At 72.7% G+C, this 22119-nt stretch carries 18 protein-coding genes; 7 read left to right on the top strand and 11 right to left on the bottom strand.

The annotated features are described in order from the left end of the window. Positions 1 to 38: 38 nt before the first annotated feature. Complete coding sequence (locus OG500_RS12400; RefSeq protein ID WP_327066624.1) at positions 39 to 1292, bottom strand: MFS transporter; 1254 nt, start codon at positions 1290 to 1292, stop codon at positions 39 to 41. 181 nt (positions 1293 to 1473) lie between these two features. Between OG500_RS12400 and OG500_RS12395 the strand changes: the two genes are divergently transcribed. Next, positions 1474 to 3108 carry an APC family permease gene (locus tag OG500_RS12395; protein WP_327066623.1) on the top strand — a complete coding sequence of 545 codons (1635 nt, stop codon included), beginning with the start codon at positions 1474 to 1476 and terminating at the stop codon, positions 3106 to 3108. A gap of 238 nt (positions 3109 to 3346) precedes the next feature. On the opposite strand, the gene OG500_RS12390 is transcribed toward OG500_RS12395, so the two are convergent. The 8 genes from OG500_RS12390 to OG500_RS12355 all read right to left on the bottom strand — a co-directional run bounded on the left by OG500_RS12390 (position 3347) and on the right by OG500_RS12355 (position 12121). Further along, entirely contained in the window at positions 3347 to 5341 is a 1995-nt protein-coding gene (locus tag OG500_RS12390) for a phosphocholine-specific phospholipase C (RefSeq protein ID WP_329579742.1), read from the bottom strand. Between the two features lie 14 nt (positions 5342 to 5355). Beyond that, a complete protein-coding gene (locus OG500_RS12385; RefSeq protein ID WP_329579739.1) occupies positions 5356 to 6777 on the bottom strand; it encodes an endonuclease/exonuclease/phosphatase family protein in 1422 nt (473 codons plus the stop codon). Between the two features lie 232 nt (positions 6778 to 7009). Further along, positions 7010 to 7330, bottom strand: a complete 321-nt coding sequence (locus OG500_RS12380) for a DMT family transporter (RefSeq protein WP_327066620.1) — start codon at positions 7328 to 7330, stop codon at positions 7010 to 7012. Between the two features lie 5 nt (positions 7331 to 7335). Next, positions 7336 to 8022, bottom strand: coding sequence for an HAD family hydrolase (locus OG500_RS12375; RefSeq protein ID WP_327066619.1), 687 nt, complete (start codon positions 8020 to 8022; stop codon positions 7336 to 7338). Between the two features lie 8 nt (positions 8023 to 8030). Then, positions 8031 to 9122 carry an ABC transporter ATP-binding protein gene (locus OG500_RS12370; RefSeq protein WP_327066618.1) on the bottom strand — a complete coding sequence of 364 codons (1092 nt, stop codon included), beginning with the start codon at positions 9120 to 9122 and terminating at the stop codon, positions 8031 to 8033. A 31-nt stretch (positions 9123 to 9153) separates the two neighbouring features. Then, positions 9154 to 9993, bottom strand: coding sequence for an ABC transporter permease (locus OG500_RS12365; protein ID WP_442789147.1), 840 nt, complete (start codon positions 9991 to 9993; stop codon positions 9154 to 9156). Continuing rightward, the gene (locus tag OG500_RS12360) at positions 9981 to 10955 is read right to left on the bottom strand and encodes an ABC transporter permease (RefSeq protein ID WP_327066617.1); all 975 of its coding nucleotides are present in this window, start codon (positions 10953 to 10955) and stop codon (positions 9981 to 9983) included. The genes OG500_RS12365 and OG500_RS12360 overlap by 13 nt, the downstream gene beginning before the upstream one ends. A gap of 8 nt (positions 10956 to 10963) precedes the next feature. Beyond that, positions 10964 to 12121, bottom strand: coding sequence for an ABC transporter substrate-binding protein (locus OG500_RS12355; RefSeq protein ID WP_327066616.1), 1158 nt, complete (start codon positions 12119 to 12121; stop codon positions 10964 to 10966). A 374-nt stretch (positions 12122 to 12495) separates the two neighbouring features. Between OG500_RS12355 and OG500_RS12350 the strand changes: the two genes are divergently transcribed. Then, positions 12496 to 13290, top strand: a complete 795-nt coding sequence (locus OG500_RS12350) for a GntR family transcriptional regulator (RefSeq protein WP_327071524.1) — start codon at positions 12496 to 12498, stop codon at positions 13288 to 13290. Positions 13291 to 13309: 19 nt separating this feature from the next. On the opposite strand, the gene tmpA is transcribed toward OG500_RS12350, so the two are convergent. After that, a complete protein-coding gene (gene tmpA / locus OG500_RS12345; protein WP_329579732.1) occupies positions 13310 to 14941 on the bottom strand; it encodes a 2-trimethylaminoethylphosphonate dioxygenase in 1632 nt (543 codons plus the stop codon). A 278-nt stretch (positions 14942 to 15219) separates the two neighbouring features. Then, positions 15220 to 16617: an FAD-binding oxidoreductase gene (locus OG500_RS12340; RefSeq protein WP_329579730.1), complete on the bottom strand. Its 1398-nt coding sequence runs from the start codon at positions 16615 to 16617 to the stop codon at positions 15220 to 15222. Positions 16618 to 17148: 531 nt separating this feature from the next. Between OG500_RS12340 and OG500_RS12335 the strand changes: the two genes are divergently transcribed. From OG500_RS12335 to glnII, 5 genes are all read left to right on the top strand, one after another. Beyond that, complete coding sequence (locus tag OG500_RS12335; protein ID WP_327066613.1) at positions 17149 to 18240, top strand: amidohydrolase family protein; 1092 nt, start codon at positions 17149 to 17151, stop codon at positions 18238 to 18240. Positions 18241 to 18385: 145 nt separating this feature from the next. Beyond that, the gene (locus OG500_RS12330) at positions 18386 to 19063 is read left to right on the top strand and encodes a uracil-DNA glycosylase (RefSeq protein ID WP_327066612.1); all 678 of its coding nucleotides are present in this window, start codon (positions 18386 to 18388) and stop codon (positions 19061 to 19063) included. After that, positions 19063 to 19521, top strand: a complete 459-nt coding sequence (locus tag OG500_RS12325; protein WP_329579725.1) for a hypothetical protein — start codon at positions 19063 to 19065, stop codon at positions 19519 to 19521. The genes OG500_RS12330 and OG500_RS12325 overlap by 1 nt, the downstream gene beginning before the upstream one ends. Before the next feature lie 143 nt (positions 19522 to 19664). Next, positions 19665 to 20864 (top strand): SCO1860 family LAETG-anchored protein, encoded by a 1200-nt coding sequence (locus OG500_RS12320; protein ID WP_329579723.1) that lies wholly within the window; start codon positions 19665 to 19667, stop codon positions 20862 to 20864. Positions 20865 to 21047: 183 nt separating this feature from the next. Next, entirely contained in the window at positions 21048 to 22070 is a 1023-nt protein-coding gene (gene glnII, locus OG500_RS12315) for a glutamine synthetase (RefSeq protein ID WP_327066609.1), read from the top strand. Positions 22071 to 22119: the final 49 nt, after the last annotated feature.

Genomic DNA, 22119 nt, shown 5'->3' with positions numbered 1-22119 from the left:
GACGCCGGGCAGGATCCACCGGACAGGCTCTGGAAGGCTCAGGCCGCGAGTGCGGCGTGGCGATCAGCCGGGAGCGCCCGCAGGTGGTGCAGCCAGGCCGCGCCGGCCGCGGAGAACAGGCCGAAGGCCGTGCAGCAGGCCCAGGGCAGCCAGGCCCGGCCGGTGTGCCGGGCCAGGTCCATGGTCCAGCCGACCAGGAAGTTGCCGCCGGCCGAGGCGAAGCCGGAGAAGAGGTAGAAGAGCCCGAAGTAGGTGCCGGTCAGGTCGGTGCGGCCGAACTTGGGGATCAGCTCCATCACCGCCGGCTGCGCCACCATGACGCCGAAGTACAGCACGCAGGCGCCCGCGCAGACCGGCACCAGGCGCACCGCGATCGCGGCGAGACCGGGCGGGTGGTGCAGCCCGGCCACCAGGGCGGGCGGCAGGAACCCCAGGCCCATCAGCGCCAGGCCGGGACCGACCCACCGCCCGATGTCGCCGCCCGCCCGCACGCGGCGGGTGATCCGCAGTTGGAGGGCGAGGTTGGCGAGGGTGCCCAGGGTCGGCGGGATGGCACCCGCGCCGTCCCAGCCGGAGGCCGCCCGGGCGCCGTCCGGCATCAGCAGGAACATCTGGTTCTCCATCGTGGCCATTCCCACCATGGTGGCCGAGAAGGCGAGAAAGCCGCGATTGCCGAGAGCCTCGCGCAATTCCTCCAGCACGCCCGGACGGGCGCTGACGGTCTGCTGGCGGGGCAATGCGAAGATCTGCGCGACGGTCAATACGGCGAACATCACCGTGGCGGCCAGTGCGCACAGGCGGAAGTCGAGCAGGATCAGCATGCTGCCCAGGGCCAGACCCGCCAGGCTGCCCGCGGTGGAGACAATGTTCAGCAGCCCGAATGCCTCGGCCGCGCGATCGCCGGATTCCACCGTCAGATAGGCGCGGACGGACGGATAGAAGAGTGCGGCCGAGAGCCCGGTGAGGGCGGAGGCGGCGAGCACCAGGTGGATGCCGTCGCCGCAGGCGAAGAGCCCGAATCCGACCGTGCGCAGCAGGCAGCCGGCCGGGATGACCAGGTGTGCGCCGAGCCGGTCGGTGGCGCTGCCGCCCAGGACGAACAGGCACTGCGAGCAGAGGTTGCGCACCCCGAGGATCAATCCGATCAAGGCCGCCGACATTCCGAGATCCCGGTCGAGGTGGGTTGCGAGATAGGGGATCAGTACGTAGAAGCCCAGATCAACACCGAACTGGTTGACCAGGAGCAGGCGTACCGACATGGGAAAGCTGCGAAAGGAGTTGAGTGTTCCCATATCGGCAGATTAGGGAGACTCCCGGGGGGTGAGTGCCCGGTCACTCTTTTCAGCTACAGTTGCCATATTTACGGTACCCAGATGAGGACGTTTCCTGGCGCCGGTGGACCGACTACTGCGTCCCAGTGACAGAGTGCTCTCTATACGCATGGTCATTTCATCGTCGCGGTAGAGATGGGGGATGTCCTCCTCTTCGCAGCCCGTCCCGCGGGATTCGCCGCCGTCCGCCGATACGGCCCGGTGCGGAACGCAGGAAGGGGGTGCGGCGCACGGCCAGGAGCGCAGGCTCCATCGCCAGCTGGGGTACTGGCGGCTGGCGGGGATCGGGCTCGGGGACATCATCGGCTCCGGCTGGCTGTTCGCCGCGATGTACGCGGCGCGGATCGCCGGGCCGCTCTCCCTGCTCTGCTGGCTGGCCGGCGGCGCGCTGGCCGCGCTGGTCGCCCTGGTGATGGTGGACCTGGGCGCCTCGCGCCCCGAGGCCGGCGGCACGGTGCGCTGGCCGCTGTACGCCAACGGACCGCTGGTGGCCGCCATGCTCGGCTGGGCCGTGCTGCTGGCGGTGGGGGCCAACGCCGCCGAGGTCGCGGCGATCGTGCAGTACCTCGCGCACTGGCGGCCCCAGCTGTACGACGGCTCGCGGCTGACCTGGAGCGGGGTGCTGCTGGCGCTGGCCATCACCGTGCTGCTCGGCGTGCTCAACGCCTTCGGCGTGCGGCTGTTCGCCCGGGTCAACCTGCTGGTGACCGCGGTCAAGCTGGTGGTCCCGGTGCTCACGGTGGTGCTGCTGCTGGTCAGCGCGCGCTTCGAGCCGGGGCGGCTGAGCGGGCACGGGCACGGCGGCTTCGCCCCCTACGGCTGGTCGGCCGGGCTGACCGCGCTCTCGGTGGGCGGCATCGTCTACGCCTTCAACGGCTTCCAGTCGCCGGTGGAGTTCTCCGGCGAGGTCCGCGACCCGCGCCGGGACGTGCCGCGCTCGGTGCTCACCGGCCTGGCCCTGGCGGTGGTGCTGTACCTGGGGCTGCAGCTGGCCTTCCTGGTCGCCGTGCCGGAGCGCGACCTGGCGGGCGGCTGGCAGGGGGTGGCGTTCGACTCGCCCTTTGCGGAGCTGGCCCTGCTGCTCAACCTGCACTGGCTCTCCATGGTGATGTACGCGGACGCCGTGCTGTCGCCCGGCGGCTCCGCGCTGGTGGGGCTGGCGGCCACCGCCCGGCGCACCTACGCACTGGCGAAGAACGGCACGCTGCCGCGCTGGTTCCGGCGGGTGCATGCCGGCTCCGGCATCCCCCGGCGGGCGCTGGTGCTCAACACGGCGATCACCGCGATGTTCCTGGTGCCGCTCGGCGGCTGGCAGGACATCGTCAGCACCCTCGGGGACCTGCTGCTGATGGTGTACGCGACCTCCGCCGTCGCCGCCCGCACGCTGCGCGTGGGCGACCCGGCGCGGGCGGCCGGGCGCTCGCCCGCACTGCGCTGGGTGGCGCCGCTCGCCTTCGTGGTGGCCACCCTGTTCGTCTACTGGTCGGCCTGGCACCGGCTGCGGGTGACCGTGCCGCTGACCCTGCTGGGGCTGCCGCTGTTCTGGGTCACCCGGCGCGGGGAGCCGGCCGCCCAGCTGCTGCGCGAACTGCGCAAGGGCGCCTGGCTGATCGCCTGGCTGCTCGCGCTGCTGGCGTTCTCCGCGGTCGGCGGCTTCGGCGGCAGCAACCTGGTGCCCAAGCCCTACGACTCGCTCGCGGTCGGCGGCTGCGGCCTGGCGGCCTTCTTCTGGGGCGTGCGTTCGGGCCGCAGCCATCTGGCGGAGACCGCGGGGTAGCGGGTCGCGCCCGGCGCGGGCCCGCGGAAAGGCGGAATTCCGGTTGCCGGAACGCCCGGGATCTTTCGCCGAGTGGATCGCACATTGATCGAATCTTCGGGGTCCGAACCTGATTCGAGAGGAACGGCGGATTCCAGGTCGGGTCGGCCCGGGAGTATTTGCGGCCGTGTGTGGTCGACGAGAATACGGGCTGCCGTGCTGCGGTCCGACAGACCGCAGCACGGCCATTCGGCTCCGGTCAGCGCTGCGGGTGCGCCCAGCCCGCGTAGCGCTGGGCGAAGCGGGTGCCGGTGCCGGCCGTGACCGTGACGTCGTAGCGGCCCTGCGGGTCGAGCGGCCAGTCGATCCGGGTGGTGCGCCCGGCGCCGACCCAGACGGTCTGCGGCGTGCCCGCGAAGTCGTTGCCGGTGGCGGTGAAGCTCACCTGCCCCGCGCCGTCGTTGGCCAGCTCGAAGCGGATCGACTTCGGGTCGCGCAGGTCCGCCGAGACGATCGGCACCGCCACGTCCTCCTGCTCCAGGCGGGTCACCGTGCCGGCGAACCGGGTGACGAAGCCGTCGGCGCCGTGCACCGTGAAGTCGTAGCGGCCGTCGGTGGTCGAGGCGTCCCAGACGTAGGTCTTGCTCGCGCCCGGCTCCACGGTGAACGGGGTCGCGGCGAAAGGCAGTTGGATGTTCGGGTAGACCATGAAGGAGTAGCCGACCGTGCCGAAGTTGGTCATCGTGCAGGTGACCCTGCCACTGGCCCGGTCCACGTCGATGTCGGCCCACGGGCGGTACGGCAGGGTGCGGTGCGGGCGGTCGCCGCGCTCCTGGGGCGGCATCGACTGGGTTCCGCTCTTGGGCAGCGCGACCGGCGGGAGCGAGGCGTTCGCGTCCGCCTTGGCCATCAGTGCGGTGGTGTCGGGCAGTTGCGGGATCGAGAAGTCCGGCTTGGTGAAGTCGAAGCAGCTGGTCAGGTCGCCGCAGACGGTGCGCCGCCACTGCGAGATGTTCGGCTCCTGCACCCCGGTGACCTGCTCGAGGAACCGCAGCACCGAGGTGTGGTCGAAGACCTGGGAGTTGACCCAGCCGCCGCGCGACCAGGGCGAGGCGACCCAGAGCGGCACCCGGTTGCCGAGCCCGATCGCCCGTCCCTGGGTGAACTCCTCGGGGGTGCCGGGCTCGGGGGCGGGCGGGACGTGGTGGTCGAAGTAGCCGTCGTTCTCGTCGTACATGACCAGGAAGACGGTGTGCTGCCAGACCTCCGGGTTGGACATCAGCGACTGCAGTGCGGTGTTCACCCAGTGGGCGCCGTAGTCCGGGCTGGCGTTGGGGTGTTCGCAGAACAGGTAGGGCGCGACCAGCCAGGAGACGGTGGGCAGCGAGCCGTCCTTGCAGTGCCGGTCGAAGTCGGTGGGGTCGAACTTCGTCATCGCGTTGATGTAACGCGGGTCGGTGGTGGGGAAGTTGTGGAACTGCTTGAAGTAGCTCAGCGCGTTGTCGTCGTAGTCGCCGGTGCGGTCGTCCTCGCTCGGGTTGTGGTAGACCCGCCAGCTGATGCCGGCCGCTTCGAGCCGCTCGGCGTAGGTGGTCCAGTCGGCCACCGGGTTCTGGGTGACCGGGGTGTTGTCGATCCACGGGCCGGTGGTGCCGTCCCGCCCCGGGCCCGAGGTGCCGGTCCACAGGTAGAGGCGGTTCGGGTCGGTGGGGCCGGCCAGCGAGCAGAAGTACGCGTCGCAGAGGGTGAACGCGTCGGCCAGCGCGTACTGGTAGGGGATGTCCTCGCGGGTGAAGTAGCCCATGGTGCGCTCGCCCTTGGCGGCCACCCACTTGTTCATCGCGCCGTTGTTGATCGCCTGGTGGCCGGTGGCCCAGTCGTGCGCGAGGCCGGCGGCGTTCTGCGCGTTGTACCGGGTGGTGTCCATCCGGTACGGCAGCATCACGCCGCCGTCGCTGCGGCCCGGGTCCGGCTGCCGGAAGACCGGGTCGCCGTTCGGGAAGGTCAGCGCCTGCTTGTCGGCGAAGCCGCGCACGCCGTTCAGCGAGCCGAAGTAGTGGTCGAAGCTGCGGTTCTCCTGCATCAGGACGACCACGTGCTTGACGTCGGTGACGTCACCGGCGTGGCTGCCCCTGCCACTGGCGCCCTTGCCGTCGGTCTCCTTGGCCTGCGCGGTGCCGGGGAGTCCGACCACGGCGGCGGCGGCCGTCGCGGCGGCGGCGCCCATGACGGTACGGCGGTTCAACTCGGTCATCAGGTGTGGCCCTTTCAGAGCGCGAAGGTCGCGACGGCGGCGGCGGTGTCCGAAGGCCAGCCGTTGGCGGCGGTGTCCGGGTCCGCGGCGGGCCAGCCGGTGGCGATCACGTGCGCCTCGCGCAGCTCGATCCGCCCGGTGTCGGCGTAGAGGACGTAGTCGATCCGGTCCTGCGGCTCGGGCCTGCCGCCGCGTGCCTTGCGGGTGGGCGACCAGGTGGTGCCGGGGGTCCTGGCCGGGTCCGGGTGGTCCTCGCGGAAGCTGTCGGTCAGCCCGGCGGCCTGGAACGCCTCGCTGACCGGCCAGGCGAGCGCGGTGCCGCGGGTGGCCGCGGTCCAGTCCAGGTGCGAGGGCGAGGAGAGCTCGCCGGCCAGGATCACCGGGCCCTTGTTCTCCGCCTTGATCGCGGCCACCAGCGCCTGGGCCTGCTGGTAGCGCACCGAGGCGGTCTCGGCGGCGATCACCTCGGCCGGCGTGCGGCCGTCCTGGATCGCGTACGGGCCGTAGGAGTTCTCGTCCAGGTGCACCGTCCACAGCCGGATGCCGGTGCCGTTCGGCAGCTGCACGGTGACCCCGGCGGCGGGCAGCGCGGCGGTCGCCGGGGTGACGTCGGCCAGCGGGTAGCGGCTCAGCACGCCGACGCTGCCCGCGCTCTGGTAGGCGTACCAGCCGAGCGCGTCGGCCAGTCGCTGCGCGCCCGCACCGGCGGTCTCCTGCAGGCCCACCACGTCCCAGCCCTGGGTGAGGATCACCCGCAACTGCTTCTCGAAGCCGTCGGTGCTGTGCGTGCCGGCGTCCCAGAGGTTCCAACTGGCCACCTTGAGAGTCTGCTTGCCCTTCGGCTCGACGACCGGCAGCTGCACGGTGACGGTGTCCTGCGCCCCCGCGCTGTCGCGCACCCCGACCGTGACGACCGCGGGGCGCGCGAGCGCCGTGCCCGGCGCGGTGCCGGTGACCGTGCCGTCCGCGGCGACCGAGAGCCAGGAGTCGCCGCCGGCCCGCCGGAACGTCGCGCTCCCCGCCGGGTTCCCGGCCGGCCGCGCCCACAGCCCGCCCAGCGCGATGCGCACCGGGGCGCCCGGCGCCGCCGGCGTCGCGGTCAGCGCGTCCACCGCGCTGTGCGGCGGGACGACGGCGGGCTTGGGCGCGAAGCTGAACGGCGCGCTCTGCGCGAGGACCGCGTAGCCGTCCTTGGCCAGCAGGTAGGCCGTGTACGGGCCGCCGGTCAGCGCGGAGGTGTCGAGCGTGAGGTCGCCCGAGGTGCCGGGGGTGTACTTCCAGACGAGGGAGGAGCCGTTGCCCGGCTGGCGGGTGCCGTCGTAGATCCCGACCCAGTTGGTGGCGTCGGGCACGTCGGTGCTCCAGTGGAAGGTGAGCTTGTCACCCTCGGTGGGGCTGGGCGGGCTGCTGAGCGCGAGGGAGCTGCCTGTGGCCACGGGAATCCTGTCGGTCAGGGGCTTCGACACGGCCCGAGTTGGCTGAACAACTCGGGCCGCAGAACACTGCCCACATTCAGGCGATCCGTGACGGACGGTGCATGAACGCCGTATGACGGACAGTCGGGAATCCGTCGAACTCGCCGCTCGCGGCCGGGGAAAGGCTCGCGGCCGGGGAAAGGCTCGAGCCCCGGGACGGGGTCCCAGGGCTCGAAGGGTGTGCGGAGGTGCGTCAGTGCGAGGCGCGCAGGTTGAGCAGCACCACGCCCAGGATGATGAGCGCGATCCCCGCCAGCTGCGGTTTGCCCAGTTGCTCGCCGAAGGCGGCCACGCCGATCGCGGCCACCGCCGCCGTCCCGGCGCCGGACCAGACGGCGTAGGCGACCGAGACCGGTATGTGCTTCAGTGCCCGGCCCAGCAGCACGAAGGAGAGCACATAGCCGATCCCCACGCCCACGCTGGGCCACAGCCTGCTGAAGCCGTCGGTGAGTTTCAGGCAGCTGGTGGCGCAGACCTCGCTCAGGATGGCGAAGGTGAGGAGCAGATAGGGCATGAGCGCTATTCTCGCGGACCGGTCAGCCCGGCCAGCAACGGCAGGTCCGCCTCGGTGAGGCTGCCCAGCAGGGTGATCCCGGGGCCGGACGGCATCGTGACCGCGGAGGAGGGCACCGCCAGCACCGCGCAGCCCGCCGCGTGCGCGGAGGCGACGCCGGTCGGGGTGTCCTCGACCGCCACGCAGGCCGCCGGGTCCAGGCCCAGGTGGGCGGCGGCGGCCAGGTAGGGCGCGGGGTCCGGCTTGGTGCGCGGGGTGTCCTCGGCGGCCAGCGTGACGGCGAACCAGTCGGCCCCCAGGTGGGTGAGGACCAGGTCGACCACCTGCCGGGGCGAGGCGGAGACCAGCGCGGTGGGCACCGCGGCCTCGCGCAGCCGGCTCAGCAGGGCCAGCGCCCCGGGGCGCGGCACCACCTGGGCGGCGACCCTGGTGATGAACGCCTCGTTGAGCCGGGCGGCCAGCACGGTCGCGCCCGGGGAGTGGGCCACCACCCGGTCCAGGTGGGCCGCGGTGTGCTCGACGGCGTGGCCGAGCACCTCGGACTGGTCCGAATCGCCGAGCCGGTGGCCCAGTTCGGCGGCGATCTCGGCGGTGGCCGACCACCAGAGGTGCTCGGTGTCGACCAGGGTGCCGTCCATGTCGAACAGGACGGCTTGGGGCAGTCCGGCCTGGGGCTGCAGCGCAGTGGTCATCGCGGCGATCACTGCCCGGCGCCGGCGCGGACGTCCACCAGGACGGGGCGCTCGGGCAGGCTCACGGTGGCGCCGCCGCCGATCGGAAGCGCGGCGGCCTCCTCGGTGGGCAGGTCCGACTTGACCTCGGTGCCGTCGGTGAGCCGGACGGTCAGCCGGGTGACCGCGCCCAGGAAGCTGGCGCCGACGACCACCGCGTTGCCCGTCCCGTCCGGGGTCAGGCCGACGTTCTCGGGCCGGACCAGGACGTCCAGCTCGCCGGCGGCGGGCACCGCGCCGTCCACCGCGTGGCGGCGGCCGAGCACCTCGACGCCGTCGCCGGAGCGGGCGGCGGGGATGCGGCTCATGGTGCCGACGAACTGGGCGACGAAGGCGGTGGTGGGGCGGGCGTAGAGCTGGCTGGGGGTGTCGCACTGCTCCAGGCGCCCGGCGCGCAGCACCGCGACCCGGTCGGCCATCGACAGTGCCTCCTCCTGGTCGTGGGTCACGAACAGGGTGGTGATGCCGAGCTCCTGCTGCAGCCGGCGGATCTCCTCGCGCAGGTTGAGCCGGACCTTGGCGTCCAGCGCCGAGAGCGGCTCGTCCAGCAGCAGCACCCGCGGCTGCAGGGCCAGCGCCCGGGCCAGCGCGATGCGCTGCTGCTGGCCGCCGGACATCTGGTGCGGGTAGTGCCCGGCGCGCTGCGGCAGGCCGACCAGCTCCAGCAGCTCCAGCGCCCGCTTGCGGCGCTCCTCCTTGCCCACGCCCCGCATCTTGAGCCCGAACGAGACGTTGTCCACGGCGGTCAGGTGCGGGAAGAGGCTGTAGGACTGGAACACCATGCCCGCGTCGCGCTTGTGCGCCGGGATCCGGGTGACGTCCGTGCCGTCGACCAGCACCTCGCCCGAGTCGTGGGTCTCGAAGCCCGCCAGGATCCGCAGCGCGGTGGTCTTGCCGCAGCCGGAGGGGCCCAGCAGGGCGAGCAGCTCGCCCGGGTGGACGGTCAGGTCGAGCCCGTCCAGTGCGACGGTCGAGCCGAACGCCCGCCGCAGCGAGCGGAATTCGACGGTGGCACTACCTGGTGCGAGGGGGACGCCGGCGATGGCGGTGGCCGTGGTCATGGGAAGAACTCCTGGAGAAGTGCGTGGGGGATCAGGAACGCGCGGACTTGCGGCGGCCGCTGCCGAGCGCGGACATCAGCAGCAGCACGATCCAGACGACCATCAGGCTGATCATCGAGACCGCGACGGACATCTGGCCGTCGGTCTTGCCGTAGGTGTTGATCCACACCGAGAAGGGCTGGAAGCCGAGGATGGAGGCGGTGGTGAACTCGCCGAGCACCAGGGCCACGGTGAGCACCGAGGCGCTCAGCAGCGCGCTGCGCAGGTTGGGCAGGACCACCGAGAGGACCGCGCGCGGGTAGCTGGCGCCGCAGTTGCGGGCCGCCTCCACCAGCGTCACGACGTCCACGCCGCGCAGTCCGCCGTCCAGCGCCCGGTAGGCGAAGGGCAGCGCCATCAGCACGTAGGCGATCAGCAGGACCACCGGGAAGTCCGGGTTCTGGATCGCCACGAAGGTCTGGAAGAACGGCGAGTTCGCGAAGTAGTCCGGGCCCCAGCGCAGCACCCCGACGATGCCGGTGGTGAGCGCGACCACCGGGACGACCAGCGGCAGCGAGCACATCACCTCCACCACCGGGCGCAGTCTGGGCGCACCGAGCCGGGCGGCGAGCAGCGCGGGCACCAGCACCAGCAGCAGCACCACGACGGTGGCGCCGGCCAGCTCCAGGCTCAGGTAGAGGCTGTCCAGGAAGCCGGGCGCGGAGAGCAACTCGGTGTAGGCGTGGAAGGTGAAGCCGCCGTGGTAGTCGTCGATGCTGAAGAACAGCGAGGCGGCCATCGGCACCGCGAAGTAGACGCCGCAGATCAGCAGCACCAGACCGCGGCCGACGCGCAGGCGGCTCAGGGGAGCGGGAATCTTCAGCTGAGCCACTTGGCACTCCGGCGCTGGAGGGGCAGGTAGACGGCCATCACCAGGCCGGCCACCACGATCATGTCGAGGCCGAGCGCGAGGGCCAGGTTGCCCTGGCCGACCAGCACGTTGCCGGAGAGCGCGTCGCCGATCTGCATCGAGATCAGCGGGATCGAGCTGCCGACCATGGCCTCGGCGGTGGCGTACGCGGCGAACGAGGCGCCGAAGAGCAGCACGTAGCCGCCCAGCAGCGAGGGCAGCAGCACCGGCAGCGCCACGTACCGCCAGTACTGGAAGGTGGTCGCGCCGTTGTTGGCGGCGGCCTCGCGCCACTGCACCCGCAGGCCCTCCAGGGCCGGGGTGATGGTGAGGATCATCAGCGGGATCAGGAAGTACAGGTAGACGATCGCGAGACCGTCGAAGGTGTACAGGCTCCAGCCGTACTTCTTCAGACCCAGGCCGGTGGTGACCTCGCCCGCGTTGCCGAGGGTGGCCACGAACATGAACGCCAGCGGCACGCCGCCGAAGTTGGCCAGCACGCCGGAGCCGGACAGCACCGCCTCGCGCACGATGCGGAACCGGGAGGTGGCCACCGCCTGGGCCAGCGGCAGGCCGATCACGGTGCCGATCAGGGCGGTCAGCGCGGAGAGCTTGACACTGCCGAGCAGCGCGGTGAAGTAGGCGCCCTGGAGCGAGGCGGTGAGGTTGGAGAGGGTGAAGGTACCGCCGCCGCCCGGGGCGTCGGAGGAGGTGGTGAACGCGCCGATGGCGATCGCGACGGCGGGCAGGCCGAACCCGATGGCGAAGAAGACCATCAGGGGCAGCGCGCCGAGCCAGGCACGGTTGCCCGAGCGGCGCTTGCCGCCCTTGGGGCGGTCGGCCGTGGGGGCGGCCTCGGAAGCGGGAGCGGTACCGGGGGTCCCCGCGCCGCCGTTGCTGTCAACGGCGGCGGGGGCCGGCACCGGGGTGGGAGCCGTAGTCATGGTGTGGGTCAGCCCCCGATGGCCTTGGCCCAGTTGGACGTGATGGCCGTCTTGGCGGCGTCCTGCTGCGACTGGGACGGGAAGGTGGTGAACGGCTTGGCGATGTTCGGCAGCTTGGCGACGGCGGTCGCGTCCAGGGTGCCGGCGGTCTTCATCGAGTCGAACAGGGCCGGGGTGGCGTAGCCGCCCAGGAAGCCGTTCTGGCCCTCGGCGCTGTAGAGGTACTCCTCCCACAGGCGGGCGGCGGCCGGGTGCGGCGCGTCCTTGTTGATCGCCTGGTTGTAGTACTGGGCGAAGCTGCCGTCCGAGGGGATCGAGACCTTCCAGTCGATGCCCTTGCTGGCGTACTGGCTGGTGTAGCCGGTGTTCAGGTACGACCAGTCGATGGTGATCGGGGTCTCGCCGTTCTGCACGGTGGCGGAGGTGGCCTCGACCGGGTTGAAGTTGCCGATCTGCTTCAGCTTGCCGAAGAAGTCGATGCCGGGCTGGATGTTGTCCAGCGAACCGCCGTTGGCCAGCGAGGCCGCCCAGACGGCGCTGAGCGCGGCGTTGGCCTTGGTCGGGTTGCCGTTGAGGGCGACCATGCCCTTGTAGGCCGGGTTCAGCAGGTCCGCGAAGGTCTGCGGGCAGGGGTTGACCTTCTTGGCGTCGCAGCCGATCGAGATGTAGCCGCCGTAGTCGTTGTAGGTGTTGCCGTTGGCGTCCTTCATGGAGGCCGGGATCTGGTCGAAGCCCGCGACCTTGTACGGCGCGAACAGGCCCTGCTGGGTGCCGGAGATCGCGAAGGCGCTGCCCAGGTCGACCACGTCGGGCGCGCGGTTCTGGCCCTTGCGGGAGGTGATCGCGTTGATCTCGTCCTGGCTGGAGCCGTCCGGGTTCTCGTCCTCGATCTTGATGCCGTACTTCTTGGTGAAGCCGTCCATCAGGGTGCCGTAGTTGGCCCAGTCCCGCGGGAGGGTGATGACGTGCAGGTTCCCCTCCTTCTTGGCGGCGGCGACCAGCGCGTCCATGCCGCCGAAGTCGGCGGCCGAGGTGGCGGTCTTCGCGTCCTTGCCGCCGCTGCTCGCGGTCGAGGAGCTGCTGGCGGAACCGCAGGCGGTGAGGGAGAGCGCGGCGGCGGTCAGCACCGCCGCGAAGGCGGCGGCACGGGCACGGTGCACGGTCACGGGAGGATCTCCTGGATCGAGGTGCGCAGGGGTCGCAAGGGGCAGGATGCGGGGCTGCGACTGCGAGGAAAGGGAGCCGGGATCAAGTTGGTCAGCCAACTTCGTCCGACACCGGACAGTACGCCGGAGCTTGGTGACCAGAAGGTGAACGGGCGCCCCAGAACAGGGGTCGGCTGTGGGAACGGTCAAGGCCGGTCGGCCGATATCCGCCCATCCGCCGCGCCGGGGGCCCGCGCGAAGCGGATATGGTCGGAACGTCCTGAGCTGCACGAGACCCTGAGGCCTGAGGGCCGGGCGCGCGGGACACTGAAGTCGCAAGGAGACCGAAGTCGAGGGGGGATCTGGTGGTGGGAGGCACGGTGACCGGGAGCGCTATGCAGCTCGACGGGCAGGAGGTGCAGGAGACGCCGGACGGTGGTGCCGCCGGCGGCGCCCTGTACCGCCAGGTCGCGGCCGACCTGCGGGAGGCGATCACCACCGGCGCCTACGGCGAGGCGGGCCGGCTGCCCGCCGAAGGCGCGCTGGCCGAGCGGTACGGCGTCTCGCGCGGCACGGTGCGCCAGGCGCTGGCGGTGCTGCGCGCCGACGGCCTGGTGACCTCGCGGCGCGGCACCCGGCGGGTGGTGCTCGGCAACGCCCGGGTGCAGAGCTTCTCCGAGCTGCTGAGCTTCACCCACTGGGCCCGCGCGATGGGCGAGGAGCCCGGCGGCCGGCTGGAGTCGCTGGTGCGCCGCCCGGCCGACGCCGCCGAGCGCGAGCAGCTGCGCCTCGCGCCGGGCGCCGAGGTCTACGTGACGCTGCGGCTGCGCACCCTGTCGGGCAGCGCGGTGATGGTCGAGCGCACCGTCTACCCGCCGCACGTCGGAGTGCTGGTGGCCCAGCTGCCGCCGGACGTGGTCTCGCACACCGAGCACCTGCGGGAGCACGGCATCCTGTTCACCGACGCCGACCACACCATCGACGTGGTGGCCGCCAACGCCGAGGACGCCAAGCTGCTCGGCTGCCGGCGCGGCGCCCCGCTGCTGCGCGAGCGCCGCCGCACGACCGACCCCACCGGGTGCCCGGTGGAGTGGTCGCAGGACCGCTACCTGCCGGGCACGGTCGCCTTCAGCGTGCACAACTCGATGGTCACCTCGGCGCTCTCGCGGCACGCGCGGGCGGGCGACTGACGGCCCGACCGGTCGGTGCTCAGTCCAGCAGCCTGGCGAGCAGCGGCCGGAAGTGCTCGAAGCCGGGGGTGTCCGCGTCGGCCACCTTGGCCGCGTCGTCCCACCGCCGCACCGCCACCGCCTCTGCTGCGCCCGGCAGTTCGGCGAAGGCGGCGGCCTGCTCCGGGGTCATCGGGCCGCCCTGCACCTGCAGGGTGTACTCGGAGGCCGCGGAGAGCCCCGCCCGGTAGGCGGGCTCGACCGCGCACAGGTAGCGCTTGGCGGACACGTGCAGCCGCACCGGCTCGGTGACCCCGGGGGCGAACCACTGGGCCAGCCAGTCGGCGCCGGTGTGGCTGTGGCGGTTGTCCTGGCCCTCCATCAGCTGACGGCCCGTCATCACGCCCTGGCTGTCCTTGTCGAAGAAGTGGCCGACATCGTGCAGCAGGGCCGCCGCCACCAGGTGGTCCGGGGCGCCCTCGCGCTGGGCCAGGGCGGCGGCCTGGAGCATGTGCTCGGCCTGGGTGACCGCCTCGCCCAGGTACTCGGCCGCGCCCGCGCCCTCGAACAGCTCCTGGATCCGGTCCAGCGCGGCGGCGCGCCGGTCCAGTACGGCGAGGGTGGAGGCGAGGCCGTCCAGGTCGGCGTAGCAGCCCTGCAGGTGGCGCCGACCGTCCTGTTCGAAGGCCGTACGGGCGTGCAGCAGACGGACGTTGTCGAAGATCAGGCAGTCGCCTGGGTCGAGCCGGAAGTCCAGCTGCAGCTCGGGGCGCAGGGTGATCGCGGCGAACTTCCGGTAGGCGGTGTAGAAGGCGTCCAACTCGGCGTCGGGCAGCTGGAGTCGGCCGATCGAGCGGTTGTTGAACCGCACCTCGCGGATCCGCCCCAGCGGGTCGGTCCCGATCAGCGGCCGGTCCGCGCGCAGCTCGGTGTCGCGGTCGCGGAAGACGAACGGCACCAGGGTGCGGGTCAGCACCTCGAAGTCGGCCGGGGCCTCGGCGCGCAGCAGTGCGGCGGCCTGGAAGCCGTCGACCAGGCCCGAGTCACCGCCGGCCGCGGCGTTCTCCAGGCAGTGCAGCAGTTGCAGGGTGGGCACCGGGTCGCGGTAGGGGTTGTCGGTGTGCGGGCTGATCGCCACGCTGGTGAAGGCGAGGTTGTTGGGGTCGGGCTCGACCCGGACGTCGAAGATCTCGCCGTAGTTGGTCTGCCGGACGTAGCCGAAGCTCGCCGCGACCTCAAGCACCTGCCGCTCCACGGTGGGTACTTCGCGCAGCACCGCGAAGCCGAGCCGCTGCACGGCGCGCAGCACCGCGGCCCGCTCGGCGGGGTCGGCCAGGTAGTCGCTCCAGCGTGCCTCGGGGATCCCGGCGGCGAAGTCGGCGGCCCGCCAGAGCCGCTTGCCCGCCTCGCTGCGGCGGTCGCCGGTGGCGGGCTGCTCGGGCGTGATCCGGTCGGGCGCGGCGAACCAGTCGAGCGGGTAGCGCGAGCGGTGGCCGTCGGACCAGAGCACCTCCCGCCGGCCGTCCTGCTCGATCTCCGCGGAGATGCCCAACTCCGCTGGGAGATCGGTGATCTGGAAGAGCTTCTGGCCGTTGCGCGGGTCGCGGCACTCGGCGCACGGGCAGTTGTCGCGCAGCCAGTACAGGGAGCGCGACGCGATGGCGTCAGACATGGAACGGGTCCTTCGGCAGGTGAGATGGCCGCCAAGTTGTATAGCCAACTTGGCCTCGGAAGGACCCTTTCGGGCGATGGTGAGCACGGAGTGGCGCGCAGTTGGCGCGCAGCCGAACAAAGCACCACAGCGTGGTGGTCGGGGCATGGCGGGGCCCGGCCGCCGGGGAGGAGGTGCGGCGGCCGGGCCGGTCCAGGGGCGCACCGGCTCGGCCGGAGCGGGGGTGCACGGTTCGGCTGGTGCGGAGGTGCTCCGGTTCGGCCGGTGCGGAGGTGGTGTCAGCCGTTGCCGGCCGGCAGGGCGGGCACGCCGGAGAAGACGGCCGCCGGGTCGAAGCGGCGCTTGACGGCCAGCAGCCGCTCGGCGTTGGCCCCGAAGCCGAGCAGCGCGCGCTCGCTCTCGTCCGCGCCCATCAGGTTGGGGTAGCCGCCCGGCAGCGCGTGCCCGGCCAGGTCCGCGGAGAGCCGGCGGGCCCACTGCCGGTGCGCCTCGCCCGCGATGTCGCCCGGCGCCCAGGAGGCCGCGATCTCCACCAGCAGGTGGTCCTGGCGCAGTCCGAAGGCGGTGTCGGCCGGCGGCACCCGGCTCGCCGCGCCGTGGAAGTGGTGCAGGAAGATCCCGGAGTACGGCGCCGCCATCCGGGCGGCGGCCTCGGTCAGCACGGCGATGGACTCCTCGCCCAGCGCGGGCAGCCAGCGGGTGCGCATCTCGGTGTGCCGGCCGTTCGCGACGCTGTCGTCGAAGAGGCCGGCCACCTGGAGGTAGGGCACCTGGGTGAACTCCCCGGCCACCGCGCCGCCCAGCTTCGCCAGCAGTGAGGCCCAGGGTGCGGCGGCGGCCGGCTCGCCGGCCCAGAGCGGCAGCAGGAAGGCCAGCGGCTCGGCGTCCGGCACCGCGAAGAAGCCCGCCATCACGGTGAGTTCGTCCGGCGCCTCGGCGACGATCTCGGCGTGGTGGCGCAGCACGGCTGCCGCCCGCTCCAGCGGGTAGAGCAGCAGGCCGCTGGTCACCGTGGTGAGCGGGTGCACCCGGAGGCGCAGCGAGGTCAGCACGCCGAAGTTGCCGCCGCCGCCGCGCAGCGCCCAGAACAGGTCCGGGTTCTCCTCGGGGCTCGCGGTCACCGCGCGGCCGTCGGCCAGCACCACCCGGGCGCTCAGCAGGTTGTCGCAGGCCAGCCCGTGCGCACCGGCGAGCAGCCCGTAACCGCCGCCCAGGGTCAGCCCCGTCACGCCGACCGCCTTGACCGTGCCGGTCACCGGCGCGAAGCCGTGCGCCTGTGCCGCGCCGATCACGTCCCCGGCCCGTACCCCGCCCTGCACCTCGGCGGTGCCGCTCGCCGGATCCACCGTCACCTCGCGCAGCCCGGACAGGTCGAGCACCACCCCGCCCTCGCGCAGCGCGCGCCCGGCCCAGTCGTGGCCGCCGCCGCGCACCGAGAGCGGCAGACCATGCTCGCGGGCGATCCGCACCGCGGCCACCACGTCCGGCTCGCCGGTGCAGCGGGCGAGCACCGCGGGCCGGTGGTCCACCGCGGCGTTCCAGAGCTGCCGGGCCTCCCGGTAACCGGGGTCGGCGGCCATCAGGACCTCTCCGGCGAGCGCGGCTCGCAGGGCGGCGGCGGCCCCGGTGGCCGCTCTCGACAGGTCGGCGCCGGACAGGGCGGGGGAGCTGGTCATCGCGGGTCCTCACTCGGTCGTCGTGGTTGCTCTCGCGCGGTCGGGGTGGTCAAGGTGGCCGGGGCGCGGCTCGTGGTGAGGGGTCGGACCGTGGGAGGCAGCCTCGGTGGCCGCGCCCGGGGCCGGGCGACCGGGGGATGTGGTCGCTCGGCCCCGGGTTGCGGGGGCTCACCGGCGGTGACGGCATCGCGCACGTCGGCGGGCGGTGAGCCGGCGGTCGGGGGCGGCCGGGCGGATGGCGGCCCCGGACCGGGTCTGGGGTGTGGCGCTGGGCGGTGCGCGGGAGCTTGCTCGGGTGGTGCGCGGGCGATGCTCGGGGAGGTGCTCGGGAGGTGCGAGGCCTTGCGGTGAAGGGAGTCAATCACGTCAGTCATGCCGAGTCAATCGATCTGTCGAGATCGATTCCCAAGGCTTCCCGCTATTTCTGCTGATGTGTCCGAGATTGCCAAAATAGGTGGGGGAGAATAGGGGTAATAAAGATGACGACAATTGACGATCGAAGTCATAAAGTGGCTGCGATAGAGTGCCGCCATGACGGATGGCGCGGTGCTGCACATCACGGGCCGGGTGCTGGTCGGCCCCGACGAGGTCCGGGACGAACTCTGGGTGCTCGACGGCCGGGTGACCTACCAGCGGCCCGCGGGCGCCCGCGACGTCCGCACGGTGCACGGCTGGGTGCTGCCCGGCCTGGTGGACGCGCACTGCCACGTCGGCCTGGACGCGCACGGCGCGGTGGACGAGGCGACCAGCGAGAAGCAGGCACTGACCGATCTCGGCGCGGGCACCCTGCTGATCCGCGACGCCGGCTCGGCCGCCGACACCCGCTGGATCGACGAGCGCGAGGACCTGCCGAAAATCATCCGGGCCGGCCGGCACATCGCCCGCACCCGCCGCTATCTGCGCAATTACGCGCACGAGATCGAGCCCGGCGATCTGACCGCCTACGTGGTCCAGGAGGCCCGCCGCGGTGACGGCTGGGTCAAGCTGGTCGGCGACTGGATCGACCGCGAGCGCGGCGACCTGGCCGCCTGCTGGCCCGGCGACGCGCTGCGCGAGGCGATCGCGGCGGCGCACGCCGAGGGCGCGCGGGTCACCGCGCACTGCTTTGCGGCCGAGTCGCTGCCCGACCTGCTGGCGGCCGGCATCGACTGCGTCGAGCACGCCACCGGCCTGACCGAGGAGTTGATCCCGGTCTTCGCCGAGCGCTCGGTGGCGATCGTGCCGACGCTGGTCAACATCGCGACCTTCCCGAGCCTGGCGGCCGGCGGCGAGGCCAAGTTCCCCGCCTGGGCGGCCCACCTGCGCCGCCTGCACGAGCGCCGCTACGACACGGTGGGCGCCGCGCACGACGCGGGCGTGCCGATCTACGTCGGCACCGACGCGGGCGGCTCGCTGGCCCACGGCCTGGTCGCGGCCGAGGTGGCCGAGCTGGTCAAGGCCGGGCTGAGCGCCACCGAGGCGCTCTCGGCGGCCAGTTGGGGAGCGCGGGCCTGGCTCGGCCGGGACGCGCTGAGCGAGGGGGCACCGGCCGACCTGGTGGTCTACGCCGAGGACCCGCGCGCGGACGTGCGGGTGCTGGCCGACCCGCAGCTGGTGGTGCTGCGCGGCCGGCCGTTGGGCTGAGCCGCCGCACCGGGCTGCCCTCCGGGTTGCCGAGCCGGGTTGCCGTGCCGGGGCGCCGCACCGGGTTGCCTCGCCGGGGCGCTGACCTGGGCCGGGCCGCCAGGCGCCCTCGTGGCGGGCTGCCTTGGGCCGATAGGGTGATGCCATGGCACCGCGTCCTCTGCATGAGATCGTCGAACCAGGCTGGGCCCAGGCCCTGCAACCGGTGGCCGGGCAGGTCACCGCCATGGGTGAGTTCCTGCGCGGCGAGCTGGCCGCCGGGCGCACCTACCTGCCGGCCGGGCCCGACGTGCTGCGCGCCTTCCAGCAGCCGTTCGACCAGGTGAGAGTCCTGATCATGGGTCAGGACCCGTACCCGACGCCGGGCCACGCGGTGGGGCTGAGCTTCTCGGTGGCGCCGCAGGTGCGGCCGATCCCGGGCAGCCTGATCAACATCTACCGCGAGTACGGCCAGGACCTCGGCTTCCCGCCGCCCGCCAACGGCGATCTGACGCCGTGGACCCGGCAGGGCGTGCTGCTGCTCAACCGGGCGCTGACCACCGCGCCCGGCAAGCCGGCCGCGCACCGGGGCAAGGGCTGGGAGCAGGTCACCGAGCAGGCGATCCGGGCGCTGGTGGCCCGCGGCACGCCGCTGGTGGCGATCCTGTGGGGGCGGGACGCGCGCAACCTGCGTCCGCTGCTGGGCTCGCTGCCGGCCATCGAGTCGGCGCACCCGAGCCCGATGTCGGCGGACCGCGGCTTCTTCGGCTCGCGGCCGTTCAGCCGGGCCAACGAGCTGCTGGTGCAGCAGGGGGCTCAGCCGGTGGATTGGCGGCTCTCCTGATGGCGACGCCTGCTGAGCCCACGCAGGCTGCGCAGTCCACGCAGGCTGCGCAACTGACCAAGGAGCCCGCCGGGGCTGCTCAGCCCGCGGCCGGTCAGCCCGCGCAGCCGGTGCCGTCCGGGCCGGCGGCCGTGCTGGCGGCGGTCGGGTTCGGCCTGCTGATGGTCTTCCTGGGCGTGCTCGGCTGGGACGGCAACTCCCAGCTGCCCAGCATGGCACAGACCGCCCCCGGCCTGGTGGCCGCGCTGCTCGGCGCGGTGATCAACCCCGGCCACACGGTGCGGCAGCCGGTCTGGAGCGGCCTGGCGACCTGTGCGCTGCTCGCGGCCGGCTCGGCCGGCCTGGCCGTCCTGGTCGACCCGCGGCATCCGGACGCCGTGCCGGCGCTGACCGCGTCGGTGGCCGCGTTCGCCGGTCTCTTCGTCAACACCAGCAAGATCACCCACGCCAGTGGGTGAAGTGGGCCTGGTTCACTCCAATGAGTGAACCAGGGGCGGTAGTTGCCCTCGGGACGGTTGAACCGCCCCGAGGATGACGGGATTCCGCAGCCGGTGCCGTCTCCGTGCCCGGCTCAAGTTCCGTACTCCGTGGGGGTTCCACCGTGCTGTCCGCTGCCCGTCCCGTCCACCGCCGCGCCGCCGTCGTGCTGGCCGCCACCGCCCTCGCGGCGCTGCCGGTCCCGGCCTTCGCCGCCACCCCCGACACTGGTCGGGCCAGTGCGGTGACCGCCGAACTCAGCCTCGACGTCAGCCTGTTGAACAATGCGGTGGACGTGCCGGTGGACGTCGCGCTGAACAAGGTGCAGTCCCCGGCCGAGGCGAACGGCGCGATGCTCACCGCGGACGTCGCCGGGGTCGGGCAGTCCGGGCCGATCGACCTGGTGCGGGCCGAGGTCGGCAAGTCGGTCACCCATGTCGACGCCCAAGGCGCCAGCGCCGCTGTCCAGTTGGTCAACGCCAACGTGAACGTCCCCGGTCTGCCCGGCAGCGCGCTGCTCGGACTGCAGGCGCTCGGCAGCTCGGTGAGCTGCCCGGTGGACGGCCAGCCGACCGCCACGGTGACCTCGCCCGCCAAGCTCACCGTGCTGGGCCACTCGGTCACCTTGAAGCTGGACGGGACGACCCAGGTGAGTGTGCCCGGGGTCGGCGAGGTCGACATCGACTTCTCGCCACGCAGCACCACCTCCACCTCTGCGGCGGCTGCCGCGCTCACCGTGCGGGTGGCCCTGAACCCGCTGAACCTCAACGTCGCCAAGGTGACGGGGACGGTCACGGTGGCGTCGGTGAGCTGCCAGAAGCCGACCGGGGCGGGCGGGGCGCCGTCCGGCTCGTCCGCGCCGTCCGCGCCCGCCTCGGTGAGCGCGCCGTCCGCGGGCCCCTCGGACTCGTCCAACCCGTCCACCCCGTCCACCCCGTCCGCCGCGCCGTCCGGGTCCGGGCCGGCGGGGGCCGGGTCCTCGGGCGGTCCGTCGGTGGGCGCCTCCACGGGCGCGCCGTCGGCGGGTGGCCCGGCGAGCACCGGCGGCTCCGGCAGCTCCGGCGGCTCCGGTGGCGCCGGGGTGCCGGTGAGCGGTGAGCCCGTTGCCCAGCTCGGCGTCGGCGGCTCGGGTGCCCCGAGCGCGGCCGCCTCCGGCAACCCGGCCCCGAGCGTGGCGTCCGGCGGGACCTCGAAGGCCTCCGGCCTTGCCTTCACCGGCGCGGCCGGCACCATCCCGGCGCTCGCCGGCGGCAGTGCGCTGGTGGTGGTCGGGGTGGCCACCGTCCTGCTGGCCCGCCGTCGTCGGGCCGCGCACCGCCGCTGAGCTGCGACGATCCGGACGAGCGCCGGTCAGCGCGGCCGTCCGTCCGGTTGGTGACACCTTCGCACTGTGAGGGTGTCACTTCGGACAGTCGGTTCACATGCTGGTTACACAAGAGGAACAACGGGGAAACGGCGGCTTGCGACGCTACGCGGGCACCCACCGAGACATGCGAGGTAGACCGCCGTGGCAATCAAGGCCGAGTACATCTGGATCGACGGCACGCAGCCGACCGCCAAGCTCCGCTCCAAGACTCGGATCCTGGCCAACGCCGACAAGCTGCCGACCTGGGGCTTCGACGGTTCCTCCACCAACCAGGCCGAGGGCCACGCCTCGGACCGGGTGCTCGAGCCGGTCGCCTCCTTCCCGGACCCGATCCGCGGCGGCGACCACATCCTGGTGCTCTGCGAGGTCAACGAGACGGACGGCACCCCGCACGTCTCCAACACCCGCGCCCTGCTGCGTCCGATCGCCGAGCGGTTCGCCGCGCAGGAGTCGATCTTCGGTATCGAGCAGGAGTACACCTTCTTCAAGGGCTCGCGCCCGCTCGGCTTCCCCGAGGGCGGCTTCCCGGCCCCGCAGGGCGGCTACTACTGCGGGATCGGCGCCGAGGAGGTCTTCGGCCGCGAGATCGTCGAGCTGCACCTGGACCGCTGCCTGGGCGCGGGCCTGGCGATCTGCGGCATCAACGCCGAGGTCATGCCCGGCCAGTGGGAGTTCCAGATCGGCCCGGTCGACGCGCTGACCGCCTCCGACCACCTGTGGGTCGCCCGCTACCTGCTGTACCGCACCGCCGAGGAGTTCGGCATCGACGCCACCCTGGACGCCAAGCCGGTGCGCGGCGACTGGAACGGCGCGGGCGCGCACACCAACTTCTCCACCAAGGCGATGCGCGAGGGCTACGACGCGATCATCACCGCCTGCGAGTCGCTCGGCGCCTCCCAGGACATCGTGCTGGAGCACGTCAGCCAGTACGGCGACGACATCCAGGCCCGCCTGACCGGCAAGCACGAGACCGCCCCGTGGAACGTCTACTCCTACGGCGTCTCGGACCGCGGTGCCTCGGTCCGCATCCCGTGGCAGGTCGAGGTGGAGAAGAAGGGCTACATCGAGGACCGTCGCCCGAACGCCAACGTCGACCCGTACGTGGTGACCCGCCTGCTGGTCAACACCTGCTGCTCCGCGCTGGAGAAGGCCGGCCAGGTCTGAGCACCCGACCAGCCGCCGAGCTGCTGACGCACCGCTGCCCGGCCACCCC

This window comes from Kitasatospora sp. NBC_01250, assembly GCF_036226465.1.
Lineage (GTDB): Bacteria > Actinomycetota > Actinomycetes > Streptomycetales > Streptomycetaceae > Kitasatospora.
This window is presented reverse-complemented; position numbering and strand designations above follow the sequence as displayed.

Excerpts from the sequence above, each read along its gene's own strand:
- OG500_RS12390 (WP_329579742.1), bottom strand. The coding sequence starts at position 5,341 with ATGACCGAGTTGAACCGCCGTACCGTCATGGGCGCCGCCGCCGCGACG.
- OG500_RS12330 (WP_327066612.1), top strand. The coding sequence starts at position 18,386 with ATGGCACCGCGTCCTCTGCATGAGATCGTCGAACCAGGCTGGGCCCAG.
- OG500_RS12325 (WP_329579725.1), top strand. The coding sequence starts at position 19,063 with ATGGCGACGCCTGCTGAGCCCACGCAGGCTGCGCAGTCCACGCAGGCT.
- OG500_RS12350 (WP_327071524.1), top strand. The coding sequence starts at position 12,496 with ATGCAGCTCGACGGGCAGGAGGTGCAGGAGACGCCGGACGGTGGTGCC.
- OG500_RS12400 (WP_327066624.1), bottom strand. The coding sequence starts at position 1,292 with ATGGGAACACTCAACTCCTTTCGCAGCTTTCCCATGTCGGTACGCCTG.
- OG500_RS12395 (WP_327066623.1), top strand. The coding sequence starts at position 1,474 with ATGTCCTCCTCTTCGCAGCCCGTCCCGCGGGATTCGCCGCCGTCCGCC.
- OG500_RS12380 (WP_327066620.1), bottom strand. The coding sequence starts at position 7,330 with ATGCCCTATCTGCTCCTCACCTTCGCCATCCTGAGCGAGGTCTGCGCC.
- OG500_RS12340 (WP_329579730.1), bottom strand. The coding sequence starts at position 16,617 with ATGACCAGCTCCCCCGCCCTGTCCGGCGCCGACCTGTCGAGAGCGGCC.
- OG500_RS12375 (WP_327066619.1), bottom strand. The coding sequence starts at position 8,022 with ATGACCACTGCGCTGCAGCCCCAGGCCGGACTGCCCCAAGCCGTCCTG.
- OG500_RS12335 (WP_327066613.1), top strand. The coding sequence starts at position 17,149 with ATGACGGATGGCGCGGTGCTGCACATCACGGGCCGGGTGCTGGTCGGC.
- OG500_RS12360 (WP_327066617.1), bottom strand. The coding sequence starts at position 10,955 with ATGACTACGGCTCCCACCCCGGTGCCGGCCCCCGCCGCCGTTGACAGC.
- tmpA (WP_329579732.1), bottom strand. The coding sequence starts at position 14,941 with ATGTCTGACGCCATCGCGTCGCGCTCCCTGTACTGGCTGCGCGACAAC.
- OG500_RS12370 (WP_327066618.1), bottom strand. The coding sequence starts at position 9,122 with ATGACCACGGCCACCGCCATCGCCGGCGTCCCCCTCGCACCAGGTAGT.